Source organism: Phormidesmis sp. 146-12 (genome assembly GCF_052939495.1).
The window spans coordinates 36,973-51,684 of record NZ_JBJPHS010000001.1 but is presented as its reverse complement, the minus strand read 5'-3'; the positions used below and the strand labels follow the sequence as shown (position 1 = coordinate 51,684).

At 48.6% G+C, this 14,712-nt stretch carries 7 protein-coding genes; all 7 read left to right on the top strand.

What is annotated here, in order from left to right; genetic code table 11:
- Window positions 1–95 precede the first annotated feature (95 nt).
- The 7 genes from ACKFKF_RS00165 to ACKFKF_RS00135 all read left to right on the top strand — a co-directional run bounded on the left by ACKFKF_RS00165 (window position 96) and on the right by ACKFKF_RS00135 (window position 14,679).
- Window positions 96–2,507: a cellulose biosynthesis cyclic di-GMP-binding regulatory protein BcsB gene (locus ACKFKF_RS00165; RefSeq protein WP_446865836.1), complete on the top strand. Its 2,412-nt coding sequence runs from the start codon at window positions 96–98 to the stop codon at window positions 2,505–2,507.
- An 80-nt stretch (window positions 2,508–2,587) separates the two neighbouring features.
- Window positions 2,588–5,182, top strand: a complete 2,595-nt coding sequence (bcsA, locus tag ACKFKF_RS00160; RefSeq protein ID WP_446865835.1) for a UDP-forming cellulose synthase catalytic subunit — start codon at window positions 2,588–2,590, stop codon at window positions 5,180–5,182.
- A gap of 886 nt (window positions 5,183–6,068) precedes the next feature.
- Window positions 6,069–7,124, top strand: a complete 1,056-nt coding sequence (locus tag ACKFKF_RS00155) for a response regulator (protein ID WP_446865834.1) — start codon at window positions 6,069–6,071, stop codon at window positions 7,122–7,124.
- 238 nt (window positions 7,125–7,362) lie between these two features.
- Window positions 7,363–7,725 carry a response regulator transcription factor gene (locus ACKFKF_RS00150; protein ID WP_446859350.1) on the top strand — a complete coding sequence of 121 codons (363 nt, stop codon included), beginning with the start codon at window positions 7,363–7,365 and terminating at the stop codon, window positions 7,723–7,725.
- Window positions 7,726–7,727: 2 nt separating this feature from the next.
- Complete coding sequence (locus tag ACKFKF_RS00145) at window positions 7,728–8,228, top strand: chemotaxis protein CheW (protein WP_446859284.1); 501 nt, start codon at window positions 7,728–7,730, stop codon at window positions 8,226–8,228.
- A 179-nt stretch (window positions 8,229–8,407) separates the two neighbouring features.
- Complete coding sequence (locus tag ACKFKF_RS00140) at window positions 8,408–11,245, top strand: methyl-accepting chemotaxis protein (protein WP_446865833.1); 2,838 nt, start codon at window positions 8,408–8,410, stop codon at window positions 11,243–11,245.
- Between the two features lie 386 nt (window positions 11,246–11,631).
- Complete coding sequence (locus tag ACKFKF_RS00135) at window positions 11,632–14,679, top strand: hybrid sensor histidine kinase/response regulator (protein ID WP_446865832.1); 3,048 nt, start codon at window positions 11,632–11,634, stop codon at window positions 14,677–14,679.
- Window positions 14,680–14,712: the final 33 nt, after the last annotated feature.

Below are 14,712 nucleotides of genomic sequence, written 5' to 3'. Positions count from 1 at the left end.
CGACAGGTGGCAGGCGAGAGGGGGAATCAACCATTCCTCTGGCTAGTGAGCACAAACAACAGAGACGGTAACAGAGTCTATCAGAGGAGTGGGGTATGAATCGGCGATCGCGAATCCTTAATGCTTTTATTTTAGGAATACTCCTTAGCTCACTGGGCTGGCAGTTATTCGTCACCCCACCTCAGATCGCTCAGGCTCAGACCCCACCTCCCGATCAGCCTGCCGCCGACACCGCTCCCGATGCAGCGACTGAGATGCCACCTCCCAAGTCGCCCAATGTAGAACCCATACAGCCCCAGGAAGAAAATCCTCAGCCAGGAACCGTCAAACCAACAGAATTCATTCAGCCAGCTAAAGCGGGTCAGTATGTGTTGGAGTTTAATCGTAGCCCGATCGTGGGACATCGCCTCCGACTTCAAGGCATCTATGACGAAGCGCGACTACAGGTGACTCGCCCGCAAAATTGGCAACCTAAATCCGCAAAAGTGATGCTGCGGTTTCGACATTCTCCAGCGTTGTATGCAACCCGATCGAATCTCACTGTTTTGGTTAACGGCACCAGCGTTGGAAGTGTGCCTCTCAATCGTAAAGAAGGTGAGTTAGCTGATGCGGTGTATGATGTGCCGACTCGCATTTTGCAGGACTACAACGAAATTGTAATTGCGGCTCTGCAAAACAACTCCCCCACCTGTACCCAAGATCCCTTTGATCCGTCATTGTGGACTGAGGTACTGCCCGATTCTAAACTGGTGTTTGACTTTGAGCCACAGCCCGTGGCGCTAGACTTTAACCGCTATCCCTACCCGCTCTATGACAAGCTCAGTCTAGAACCAAACCAGATTTCTTATCTGTTGCCCGACCAGATGAATGAAACCTGGCTGACAACCACAGCGCGACTACAAGCCTCACTGGGACGACTGGCTCAATTTCGCCCGATCGAGACTCGCTTGTTAAAAGCCTCTGACCCCCTACAACCCAATGAGAAACTAGTTATTGTTGGGACACCCAAAACTCAACCCATATTAACTACACTCAAAGCACCGATCGCTTTCAAAAATGGGCAAATTCTGGATCAAAAACAACAGCCTCTTCCTGCCGATGTCGGTGTTTTGTTCTGGACTAAAGTAGAAACCGAAAAGCTGGTTTTAGTCGCAACGGGCAATGGGGAAGCAGGGGTTGCTAAAGCCGTACAGTTTTTGATTCAAGCCCGCGATCGTCAACTAGGAACTGGACAAACCCTGATCATTCAGACAGTAGACGAAGTGCCCACGCCGCCCCTACGAGAATGGCCAGCCTACTTGCCAACGACGAATTCCTTTAACCTGAGTGATCTTCGAGATTTTGACAACAAACCATTCTCAGATGTCACTGTGCGCGGGGCCGAAGCGCCTCCGATCGAAATCGATTTTCGTGCCTTGCCAGACGATCGCTTTAAGCCGGGCAATGTAGTGGATTTGCGCTTTAGTTATAGTCCCCAGGTCAACCCACTCACCTCCATGATGGAAGTGCAACTGGATGGAGTTGCTGTGCAGGGTAATCGCCTTGACTCTGACCAAGGAGCCGTGCGGCAAACCATGCGCTTAACGCTACCAGAAGATCGCATCAAGCCATTTTCTAAGCTTCAGGTGCGGTTTCAACTTGATCCTCGTGAACGGCGATCGTGCAATCGTGCGACCGATCAACAACTGTGGGCGACCCTTCACAACGACACTCACTTTGACCTCAAACGTGACACACTTGCCCAAGTTCCTGATCTGCAACTATTGCAATATGGGTTTCCCTTTGCGGCTCCGCAGGATTTGTCTCGCACGGCGATCGCAGTCCCCGAAAACCCTACGTCTGCCGATCTGTTGTTAATGCTAGAACTGTCCGAACGACTAGGCCGCATCAGTCGGGCTGAATCCGTCAAATTGGATGTGTACCAGGGCAAATTACCCAACCCGATTCGCAACGATCGCCATCTCATCGCCATCGGCACCCGAAACAACCTTCCTCTCACCCAAGGCTTTGAATCCGGAGGGTTTAACTTAAAAGCACTCTTCTCGCGCCAGCTTAACGAGGCACAACTCCAAACCTTGTCTGACGAACAGGGCGTAATCAAAGAAATTGTCTCACCCTGGAACGCCGATCGTGTCTTACTCACCTTAAGCGGACAAACAGACAAAGGATTAGCACAGGTGCGCGATTTACTCAGCCGCGACGATTTGTTTTATCAACTCAAAAACGACACGGTATTAATTAAAGCCAATACCGCAAATCCCTCGCCCTACGATCCCCAAGCCTACAGCCTGGAGTTTTTACAAAATGCTCGCCAAACCCGCGAACTCACCGACGCGAATGTATTTGGACAAATCTGGCGATCGCTCTGGAACAATTGGTTTACCATTGCTCCCTTTACCATCGTTGCCTCACTTCTCCTCTACGCCATTTTCCAATCCTATCTAAAACGTTTTAGCCAACCTACAGTCGATTCAGAACTAGAAAAACCTGTCAGGCGGAAGCGTTAATAGTAGATTTGTCGCCCAGTCATTCAGTGTTTCAGTTGATTTAATTCAAGATTCAAAGCCCCATGATTCTCCTAGTGCCCATGTCCAACTTACCAAAATTGAGAATAGACGGTTTATTAAGCTGGCTAGTCGATCACTTGCCTGATGCTGCAAACCACCTTTTAAAAGGATTGGGACGACGGCAAACGCTGATGTTGTTGGGGGCTGGGTTGTGGCTTTGTTTGCCACTGCTAACAATCCGTCTGGCTAGTTGGGAGCAGGGTGTCTTGGCAGTCATCCTTGTCGCAGTCGGCGCGATCGTGTTGCGTTGGGAGGAACAATCTGCCGATCGCCATCACAGCGAACAGTTGCACTTATTTCTACTGACCATCAGCGCCCTCACAACGGGACGGTATTTTTATTACCGCACCAATTACACCATTAATTTTGATGGTTGGCTCAACACCCTGTTTTCGGTGCTGTTATACATTGCAGAAATGTATGCGGTTGGGACGCTGTTTCTGTCTTACTTTCAAACCTTAAAAAGTAAAGATCGCCAGCCCATTCCTCTGTCCAGTCTCGCACCAGAACAGCTTTTGACCGTAGATGTCTACATCCCAACCTACAGCGAAGACGTTGAGATCGTTCGCAAAACGGTACTGGGGGCCCTGGCGATCGAGTATCCGATGGCTAAAAAACAGGTCTACATTCTGGATGATGGGCGAGCCGAAAAATTTGCGAACCGCCGTGAAGCCTTGAGACAACTCTGCGAAGAACTCGACTGTATTCTGCTAACTCGCGATGACAACAACCACGCCAAAGCAGGCAACATCAACACGGCTTTACCAAGAACCCACGGTGACTTAGTTCTAATTTTGGACTGTGACCACATTCCCGCACGGGGCTTTTTGCAACATACGGTAGGCTTTTTCACCAATCCCAAAGTAGCGCTGGTACAAACCCCTCATTGGTTCTACAATCCTGACCCGTTTGAGCGAAATCTACTCACCGCAGGTCAAGTTCCCGTTGGTAATGAATTGTTCTACAAGGTGCTCCAAAAGGGCAATGATTACTGGAATGCGGCCTTCTTTTGTGGCTCGGCTGCGGTGATTCGGCGGGAGTATTTGTTAGAGATTGGCGGGATTGCAACCGAAACCGTTACAGAAGATTGTCACACCTCGCTGCGCTTACACTCCCTCGGCTATGAGACGGTCTACTACGACAAAATTATGGTGGCAGGGTTAGCCCCCGAAACATTCTCAGCCTATGTGGGACAACAAGTTCGCTGGGCGCGGGGCATGGCGCAAATTTTACGGTTAGAAAATCCGCTCTTTAATCGCAAGCTCAATCTACGTCTAGCACAGCGAATCTGCTACTTTAGTGCGACCTCTCACTTTTTCTTTGGGTTTCCGCGCTTGATGTATGTAGTTGCACCAACGCTTTACCTGCTGTTGGGAGTCAATCCTGTCAAAGGACTGGGCGTTGAAACGCTGTTTTATGCCTTACCTCACATCATTCTATCGATGCAGACAAATCACATTCCTTATAAGCATGTACGCTTTTCGTTTTGGAATGAGATCTATGAGTTTGCGCTATCTTTCCAGGCGGGCATTGTCACGCTGTTGGCGCTCGTTAATCCTAAATTGGGAAGTTTTAACGTGACCGACAAAGGCTTAACCGTCAGCAAGCGGAGCTTTGATTTAGAAAGTGTGCGGTATCTTGTGATTTTAGGAACGCTGACTGCTGCATCTTTGTTAGCCGTACCTTTTTGGTTGATGTTAAGTCCCGGTGAGGCGCAGGCTGTGCTGATCAATGCCTTTTGGTGCATTTTTAATCTGCTATTAGTAGTCGCCGCCTGCTTGGTAGCCTTTGAACAACCTCAACTGCGGCAATCTCACCGTCTACCTCGCGAGTTGACTGCAATCATTCACAGCAGCGACCAAAGTTGGACAGGTAAGACCGTAAACATTAGCGAAACGGGGTGTCAAATTATGTTGGATGTTTGGCCCAATACTCACGACGAAGTGCGGGTAGAGTTAATCGGGGATTGGGGTGCCAGAGCGCTGTTAAATGCTCAAATTATTCGGGGAACTGCAACCAGTCGGCTCCAGGCTTTGTTAGCCGTGAGGTTTATTAATCCTAGCCGTACCCAACTAGACGATTTGATTGTAGTACTCTACTCAGATGTTCAACAATGGTATTCTCAGCAACGTCTAGAACGTGATCACCATCTACGATCGCTCAAGTTTATCACTACCAGCATCATCAGAGTCTTTCGAGAACTGCAACCAGAAGCAGGGATGAAAGTTCGCCAGCAGATGCAGCTACCAGCGCAAGTTTCCTGGGAGGGCTGGGGCGATCAGATTCCCTGGGTGAAGATTACAGCAATGGGAGCTAGAGAGGTGCGTCTGGAAATGGATAACTACCCCTGGTTAAAGCTGGCGCTAATCCAACAAACAAAACCTTTGCTGGGTCTGTTGATTGCGACAAGCGAAACACAATATACGCCGCAGAGTTTAGTAGCGCAGGTGCAAACGATCGGATTTTTGCCCCAAACCATCAGCCGCAATTTGAGTCCGAGTTCAGTGGTCACCCGCGATCGCATTGTTCTAGAACTAATTTTTCCAGACTCACTCCACCGCCAACAGTCTGACAAGATTAAGCAACTGCTGCGCTCCCTAAATCCCTCCGATTAAGGCTGAGAGGATGCCTTAAAGGTCATATTGCTGGTAGCAGAACAAGTTACATCCCCCCAGCCTCCTTAAGAAGGGGGACATAAAGTTAGAGTTGTGCATTGTAAGAATTACCTGTTGATAAGTTTTAGAAGTTTCATAAAACTAACTTGAGCCTACTTTGAAAGCCAAGAAGAACTAATTTATAGATGTATCTTGATGACATTCTCAAGAAAAAAGATATATCTCTACATGAGTATTTGTAAGCGAGTTGTTTAAATTAAAACATAGCTAATTCACTTTACGGATTGAACTCTAATCACTCAAATCTTGAATTATCAAACTTAAGTTCCTTTGACAGCGCAGCAACATGAAATCGAGAGCAACAATGGCGGCTTTCTTTACGGGTCGGCAATTCAAGACACTAGTGACTTAAAGCACATCTAAAATTCATCGATAAAGCTCATTCAGAAATCTATCGTTTCAGGTGCTAACAAGTGATAAAACCACTGCTTCTTAGAATTTTATTTCTGCGTCAAACTCCTCTTTAATACTCGTTATTTTCCTGTGTTAACCCTGGAAGGAGTAGCAAGAGGTTTACTCTACTAGGTTTGATTTAAATTTAATGTAAAGTCAGCTTTAAAGGTATAGCAATTGATCCCATTTATCCATATTATGAGGTCTTAATAGGGTGATGTTTAAGAGATAGTTACTAGCTTTTGAGATTGCTTGTTCAGTCCGCAATCCTCGCAGTAACCTTTTTAGTAAATAGGTCAGCTTAATTAAACTGATTAACATAGCTCCTGGTTATCGTCTTCCCTCTTCTCAATGGAGACTACAGGATTTCCTATTTGATTCAGTGATTTGATCCAGTGATTTGCGCGATATCATCACAAAAAGCAGAACAATGATGAACACCCTGTCTACAGTGGAACAGCAACCTTTTCAACGACTACACCCACTTAGTTTGTTAGCTCAATTAATTAGCCGCCACTCCAGTGGTTGTCTCCGGGTTGTAGATGGATCAACGGATTGGCTCATCTACCTAGATCAAGGGTGGCTAACCTACGCCTCTAGTTCCGTCGATCCATTTGAGCGGCTCGATCGCCATCTCCGTCACCTCAGTCGTCAGATTCCAGGGTTAGTGAGTGCAGTCCGGGTGCAGGTGCGAGTGTTGTTTGAAACCAATCCTGAGCATCGACTCACCCCCAATGCCGACTTTCAAGCGATCCGCTGGTTAGTTGAACAACATTATCTCAACCTGGCTCAAGCTACCGCCTTGATCGAAGCGATCGCTAAAGAAGTCATCGAGTCTTTTTTGGTGATCAATGAAGGAAGCTACGAGGTCGTCGAGAAGCGTGAGTTTGCAGACTATCCAAATTTGTGCCAGCTTGACCTGCGATCGCTGGTCGAACATTGTCACAATCAACTCCGCGTCCGCCAGTTTAGACAGTCTCCCGCTGCGGTTCCTTCTCCACCCGTAGTAGAACGCTTACCTGAACCAACGTCTAGTAGCAGACAGCAAGCATTTTCGCGATCCTCGTCTCAGTTAAAGACTTTTAATCGCAATGGAGGAGCCGCTTCAGCAAGCAGTTCTAGAACTCGCCATACGATCGCTTGTATCGATGACAGCCCCACAATTTTACAGTCGATTAATTCATTTTTGGAGGAGGAAGAATTCTCGGTCTTAATGATCAATGACCCCGTTAAAGCCTTGATGCAAGTTGTGCGGAGTAGACCAGATTTGATCTTGCTTGACGTAGGAATGCCCAATCTGGACGGCTATGAGCTTTGTTCACTACTGCGGCGGCATCCCAACTGTAAGAATACCCCGATCGTCATGGTGACTGGCAATACCGGGTTTATCGATCGAGCAAAAGCCAAGTTAGTTGGGGCATCAGGGTACTTGACTAAACCTTTCACTCAAACCGAGTTGCTCAAAATGGTGTTCAAACATCTGACCTAAAACGAAGTTGTCCAAAGCGGGTTTCAACAATCCGCTGGCTACTTCTAAAAAGGGCAGTAATGGACAACTAATCCAACAAGAATACTAGCCGGATGGCTGGTTAAAAACTGCACTGTCTGTCGAAGTTCAAAGCTTTGCTAAACTGCTGCGTGTAGTTGGACACCGCAATTAGTCAAATCTCTAAGAATGGCAGGGCGATGCTTTCAGGAGAATGGTTCGTTATATGAGTTTGACCCTAATGAGTACGGTTTTAATTGTTGAGGATACCCTCTCAGAAATGGAATTACTGAGCCATTATCTGCGGGAAGGGGGGTATACTGTCGTGGGAGCCTTAAGTGCCAAAGAAGCGCTCGATAAAGTAATAGAACTCAAGCCCGATGTGATTATTACCGATGTTGTGATGCCTGGTATGAGCGGCTTTGAACTCTGTCGAAGTTTGAAGAAACAGCCAGAAACCGCAAAGGTGCCCGTGATTATTTGCTCTTCTAAGTCCCAAGAGATCGATCGCCTGTGGGGAATGCGCCAGGGTGCTGACATCTACATTACTAAGCCCTTTACTCGCGAAGAGTTGATCCGCGCCGTTAAATCTTTAGGAGACTAGTCATGGCGGGACTTTCAGCACTGACCGTCGCTGCTCAAAACCCTCAAAAAGTGTTGGGTGAAGCCTATCTTAAGTTTGAACTAACCCCTGACACCCCCGCCATTGTGTCGATGAAGTCGATTCAGGAAGTACTCGCGCTACCTGCTCAACGGTTGAGTGCCATGCCCAAGATGCCTGCTTGTATTCTGGGTTTGTTAAATCGGCGAAGTCACGTTCTCTGGGCGGTCGATCTGGCTAAGTTGTTAGGGATTGGTCGGCTAGATAGTCGGGCCCAACAGTATGATCTGATTCTGGTACGCTCAGGCGCTCAAGCGATCGCGCTAGCGGTGCATCGAGTCGAGGGCATGATTTGGTTACCGCCAGACGAGATTCAACCACCCCCCAGTCATGCTGCTACCCATTTGGTTGGCTACTTGCGGGGCTGTGTGCTTCAGGAACAACAATTGTTTTTGGCGTTAGATACTGAGGCAATTTTACAGTCTTCAGTTTTACATCAGCATTAGCTCACTGCTTGCCCCTGGCTCAACATCGTCTTCCTTGTTCAACAAGGCTTTAAGAACTGAGGTTCTGGACTAAAAATCAAAGGTTCACAGTCTCAGCTTCTTCGCCAATCCCAAGATTTTAGTTGACCTGTTGTTGATACTTGCCATCTCTCATTGTTCTCACTTAATCCGATTGCCCTATGGTTGACCAAATCGATGTTAGTAATCAGCGAATTCAGCAGACGACTCAACCTGTTTCCTCGCGCACCGGACTGCCCAATCTACAACCCGACGAATCGCGGACTCCGTTACCGAGCGATCGCTCCCCTGATCGGTTGATGCCACAGGTCGATTCTGAAATGGTTAATCCTCCCCGTTCTCGCTTAGTGCGGCGCTGGCAGAAAGTAGGGTTGGGCAATAAAGCGACACTCTTGGCGATTACCATTGGCGTGTTGCCTGTATTCAGTGTTGGGGCGATCGCGTTTACCTTGACAGACCACTCCTTGCGCCAACAAATTAGCGCCACCCGACAGGCTAATGCAGTCAGGCTATCTGATCAGGTCAATCGCTTTATGCTAGAGCGTTATGATGATGTGCAAGTTCTGGCTCAGTTACCTTTGTTGACGATTGAAAAAGTCCGAGAGAGTACCTCTTCTGAAGAAAAGCAGTCCGTACTCAATAAATTTGTGGAAGCCTCTGAGATCTATGAAAGTGTAGCGGTACTCAACCTGAATGGGGATGCGATCGCACAGTCTAAAGGGCGCAATGTTCCTAATCAGAAAACTGAAGCCTACTTCCAGGCGGTACTACAGAGCGATACTCCCTACATTGAGAGCGTTGTTGCTAACCTCAGTCGCGACCCTGTGGTTTACCTGGCGGCTCCTGTGATGGATGCTGTGAGCGGTAAGACGATTGCGATCGTTCGCACGGTGATTCCCTTAAGTCGCTTAGGAGAGGTCGTTCAGCCCTATCTAACACAGGGACGAGAGTATAATCTTGCTGACTCGACTGGCAAGATTTTTGTGTCTTCCCGTAAAGAGAATTTGGGACGAGAAGCCCCGCAAACCACCCCCTCATTAGCCTCCTTGAGAGCAGCTAAAATTGCTAGTAGCGTTGTGAGCAACAATGGGTCTGGGGCTGGAGACCTCGTGAGCTATAGTCCGCCCACAACCCTAGAAGGACTTCCTCCACTCGGTTGGGAAACCTGGTTGGTTGAGGATACTACTACCGTCTTTGCTCCCTTGTATCAACTGCTGATTGCGATCGGAGTCGGCACACTCTTTACAGCAGCAGTAGTCGGCGTGATAGCGGCTCTGCTTGCAAAACGAATGATCGAACCTATGTTGGTCGCGGCTAGTCGAGTAGAAAAGTTGGGACAAGGGGAATTAGACACTCGCCTGCCCGTCCAGGGACAAGACGAATTGGCAATGCTGGGTTTCAACATCAACCAGATGGCTAGTCAATTAAAACTGTTGTTAGACGAGCAGACACTAAATGCCCAACGATCGCAGCGTCTAGGAAGCGTCATCGCCAACCTTCAACAAGCTGTCAGCTTTGATGACGTGTTAAAAACGGCTGTGAGAGATCTGCGGGGGGCGCTACAAGTCGATCGCGCGATCGTTTATTTGTTTGATAGCACCTGGCAAGGCAGCATTGTTGCCGAATCCGTTGCTTTTGGCTTTAACTCGACACTCAATGCCAACATTGCTGATCCTTGCTTTGCTCAAAACTATGTCGAGAAGTATCGGCAAGGCCGGGTTCAGGCGATCAATGACATTGACACCGCTCAACTCGATCCCTGTTATCGAACTCAACTCGACCTCTTTCAGATCAAAGCCAGTATCGTTGCTCCCATTATGGTGAATGCCCAATTAATTGGTCTGCTGGTAGTGCATCAGTGCTCTGTCCCGCGATCGTGGCACAATGCTGACCTCGATTTTATGCGTCAAGCGGCTGTACAGGTCGGCTTTGTACTCGAACAAGTAGAACTGTTTAGTCAACGGGAACAGGCCCGCCAGGCGGCAGCAGAGCGGCAGCACCAGCAGCAGGAACTACAAACTCAACTCTTGCAGCTATTAGAAGACATTGAAGGAGCTGCTCAGGGAGACCTCACCGTGCGGGCAGATGTGACAGCGGGTGACATTGGGATTGTGGCTGACTTCTTTAACGCGATCGTTGAAAGTCTCCGGCAGATTGTGACTCAGGTCAAGCAGTCTGCGGTGCAGGTCAACACTGCCCTCAACGACAATGAACAATCTATTCGCCATCTAGCCGACACATCGCTTAAGCAAGCCGAGGAGACGACTCAGACCTTAAATGCGGTGGAGCAGATGATGTCTTCTATTCAGTCAATTGCGGACAATGCTCGACGAGCTGCCGCCGTCACCCGCACTGCTTTCAACACCGCCGAAGCAGGAGGGGGAGCAATGGATTTGACAGTCCGCAACATTTTGGGTCTGCGGGAAACCATTGGCGAAACCACTAAAAAGGTGAAACGGTTGGGCGAATCGTCTCAACAAATTTCTAAAGTGGTGTCGCTGATCAACCAGATCGCTATGCAAACCAATCTACTGGCCATTAACGCTGGGATCGAGGCTGCTCGTGCAGGTGAAGATGGTCAGGGCTTTGCGGTGGTGGCCGAAGAAGTGGCTGATTTAGCGACCCGATCGGCCACTGCTACCCGCGAAATCGAACAGATTGTTGCGACGATTCAGCGAGAAACCAGCGAAGTTGTGCAAGCAATGGAACAGGGCACGACTCAGGTTGTAGAAGGGACGCGATCGGTAGAAAGCGCTAAACAAAGCTTAGAGAACATTGTCGGGGTTTCACGCGAACTTGATCAGCTAGTACAGTCGATTTCTACCGCTACTGTCTCTCAGGTGCAAACCTCCAAAACTATCACCACTTTGATGGAAAAAATTGCTCACATTTCTGGCAACACCTCTAAATCCTCCCTGGAAGTTTCTCACTCATTGCGGCAAACGGTCGAAGTCGCCCAGGCACTTCAAGCATCTGTCGGCACATTCAAAATCAGCTAACTTAACCACCATCTTTGTAGAGGTGACTTCTTTAAGTTCCCCTTAAAAAACTACTGTGTACACACAAGTCGTTAATCGCTTCGTTTTAGTCGGCTTCAGCCCCCTAAATTTTCAATCCCTGAGAAATTGCTTGAACTGTGGAGATCTTTCTATTTCAAAGTCCCCCAGACTAGGGGATATAGGGAGCGAAGCACCTCAGCAATAACTGACCAATCGACTTGTGTGTACACGGTAGCCCTTCAAAAAAGGGGACATGAAATTAAAGTTGCACATCGCGCTAATTCATCAAAAAACGACCATTAAAAAACGAGCATCAAAAAACAATTGACGGTAAGTTTCCATCAAATTCACCCTACAGCCCCATTACTCCACGCCCCTAGACCCCTATGACACAGAATAAGGAACTTGAAATTCGTCACCAGTTCCTCGAGGAAGCCGAAGAATACTTGAGCGTTTTGGATAGTTCTCTATTGGGATTGTCAAATCGGCGGGTCGATCCGCAGAAAATTAATGCTGCCCTGCGAGCCGCCCACTCTATCAAAGGGGGAGCCGGAATGATGGGGTTTCAGGTGCTGAGTACTCTGGCACATCGACTCGAAGATTCATTCAAAGTTTTGAAGGTAGATACCTCTCTCGAAATTGATCCGCCCCTCGAAAATCTTTTGCTCACTGCGATCGACCGACTGCGCTGGGTAGTCGCTTACGATCGACAGCATCAAGCGATCGAACCCCATTGGGTTGCCGCTCAGATCGATCCCGTTTTTGAGCAATTACATCAACGCCTGGGTGATCCTCAAGATGAAAATGCGGCCTCTTTACTGTCACCAGAAGAGGGTCAAGATATTATCCCACTGCTGTTTGAAACCGAGGTTGAAAGCTGTTTGCAGCGCCTGGAGACAGTGTTAGATAATCCTGCTCATCCTGACCTGGCCGAAGAATTAGACATTGTAGTGCAAGAACTTGGTGGCCTCGGCGAAATGCTGCAACTACCCGCCTTTCTGCACTTGTGTACTACGGTTGCCCAAACACTCCAGACGCACCCCACTCACCTCGTATCCATTACTCAAGCAGCTTTACAGGCTTGGCGACGATCGCAGGCTCTCATCTTAGTCGGACAATCAGAACAGTTACCCACTACGCTAGATTGGATTCCACCAGCCCCTTTGCCCATCATCGTTACAGACAAGGAAGTTGCTCCGACTGTTGAGACTTTCTTCGTTAAAGAGATGACTGTAGAGGAGACCTTTCAAGAGGAAACGATTGTATGGGAGACGACGATCGCGAGTTCCAAGCCTTTCGAGATTCCTCAGACCACCCCACCTGATCTAACTAGTTCCGACGCTGAGTTTGAACCTTTTGTGTTTGCGGTCGAATCTTTTGCAGAACCCGAACCTTCCCCGATCGTCGAGCCATCCGTAGACGAGGAGCCATTCGCCGCCCACTCGCCGCAGATCACCCATTACAAAATTCTAGATACTCAGCCTGATACAACGCAGGGAGCCGACAACTCCGATAGCACGGTGCGAATTCCAGTTCGGCAACTCAATCAACTCAATGACTTGTTTGGGGAACTGACGATCGAGCGCAATGGCTTAAATCTTCACGTTAATCGGTTGCGCCATTTGAGCAAAGCGCTTCGCTCACGGATGCAAACATTAGAACAGATCAACGCCCAGATTCGCACTGCCTATGATCAGGGGCAAACCTTGAATCCAACCTTACCTCTCCTGAGTGGCTCGCACAATGGCGATTATTCGACTAGTCGGGCAAGTAGCAGCTTTAATCATGCCGTTGCTAGTTTCAAATTTGATGCCTTAGAACTCGATCGCTACAACGATCTACACACGCTATCGCAACAGGTGATGGAAACGATCGTTCAGATTCAAGAAATCACCGATGACGTGGATTTGAGCCTGGATGACACCGAACAAACAACTCGTGTCCTTAACAAAACCGCCAAACAACTACAAACAGGGCTAACCCAACTGCGAATGCGTCCCCTCGCGGATGTGGTCGATCGCTTTCCACGGGCACTCCGAGACCTCTCTTTGCAGTTTGGTAAACCCGTTGATCTAAAGGTGACTGGGGCTAATACTCTGATCGATCGCAATGTTCTAGAAGCCCTCAATGATCCGCTGATGCATCTATTGCGAAACGCCTTTGACCACGGTATCGAAGATTCAGCAACTCGTCGATCGCGAGGCAAAGGGGAGACTGGACAGATTGAAATTCATGCTGTACATCGGGGTAATCGTACCATTATTACGATCCGAGACGATGGTGAAGGCATTCCGATTCACAAAATCCGCGATCGAGCCGAGCAGATGGGACTCGATCCGACACTACTAGATGCCGCCAGCGATGAAGAATTGCTATCACTGATTTTTGAACCTGGCTTTAGTACCAACAGTCAAGTCACAACGCTCTCCGGTCGGGGGGTCGGTATGGATGTTGTGCGGAGCAATCTCAAAGATATTCGCGGGGAAATCAACGTGAATACTCAGGCTGGTGTCGGCACGACTTTCACGCTGTCGCTACCCTTTACGCTGTCTGTTGTTCGCATTTTGCTAGCCGAAAGCAATGGGATGTTGCTGGCCTTTCCAACAGATATGATTCAGGAGATGTTTTTGCTAAAACCAGAGCAGATCATTTCTAGTGTTGGCAATGAACTTCTCAACTGGCAGGGTAAGCTAGTGCAACTGGTGCGATTAAACCACTGGTTAGACTTTAACTGTCCGCACCCTCCCCACAACTTTGAAACGCCCGCTACGATCCGCTCTGCTTGCGTTTTGATTGTGCAGCAAGGAAATCAACTAGCTGGGCTACAGGTCGATCGCTGTTGGGACGAGCAAGAAGTCACGATTCGGCGAGTCGAAGGGCTTTTACCCCTGCCTACTGGCTTTAGTAGCTGCACTATTTTGGGTGATGGTCGGGTTGTGCCTTTGGTAAATATTCCCGACCTGCTCAAGTGGATCGCCAGCTACGAGCGGTTTGGGGCAGACACTCCGCTACCCGACTCGCCCAACCCCGTCCTGATATCTGAGTTGCCGCATGTCTCGTCCACCCAGACCATTTTGATTGTGGATGATTCCATTCATGTCCGCCGCTTTCTGGCTTTGATGTTAGAGCGGGCAGGCTATCAAGTCGAACAAGCCAAAGATGGACAAGAGGCTTTGGAACGATTAAACACTGTGTCGGTGACCGCCGTGATCTGTGATGTGGAAATGCCTCGACTAGATGGCTTCGGCTTTCTAGCAAAACTAAAAGCCCATTCGCAGTTTAGTCACCTTCCAGTCGCGATGCTCACCTCTCGCAATGGCAACAAACATCGTCAACTCGCAACTCAATTGGGAGCCGTTGCTTACTTTACGAAGCCTTACAACGAACAGGATCTCCTCAATACCCTGACCCAAATAATCGCCGCCGCCCATTAGAGCGCAACTCTCGACAGCCCGATCGTCTATTTC